Origin of the sequence: Knoellia aerolata DSM 18566 (genome assembly GCF_000768695.1) — a bacterium.
In the GTDB taxonomy this organism is placed as follows: Bacteria; Actinomycetota; Actinomycetes; order Actinomycetales; family Dermatophilaceae; genus Knoellia; species Knoellia aerolata.
Window position 1 is genome coordinate 1 of sequence record NZ_AVPL01000218.1, and the last position, 244, is coordinate 244.

At 73.8% G+C, this 244-nt stretch carries 1 protein-coding gene; it reads right to left on the reverse strand.

From position 1 onward, the window contains the following. The coding region (locus N801_RS22330) for a rhodanese-like domain-containing protein (RefSeq protein ID WP_035941341.1) at nucleotides 1–244 on the reverse strand (244 nt) is incomplete at both ends.

Below are 244 nucleotides of genomic sequence, written 5' to 3' on the forward strand. Positions count from 1 at the left end.
CCTTGGCGGCCGCCTCCGCCGCCAGCGCCGAACGCTTGCCGCTGCGGCACAGCAGCAGCACCACGGCGTCCTTGCCGCCGGCGCTGGCCACCTTGGCCTCCAGTTCGCGCACGAAGCGCGGGTTGCGGGTCAGGCTGGTGCCGGTGGCCCAGGGCACGTGCACCGTGCCGGGGATGTGGCCGACGAATTTGCGCTCTTCCGCCGAGCGCACGTCCACCAGCACCGCGTCGCCGTTCTGCGCCAG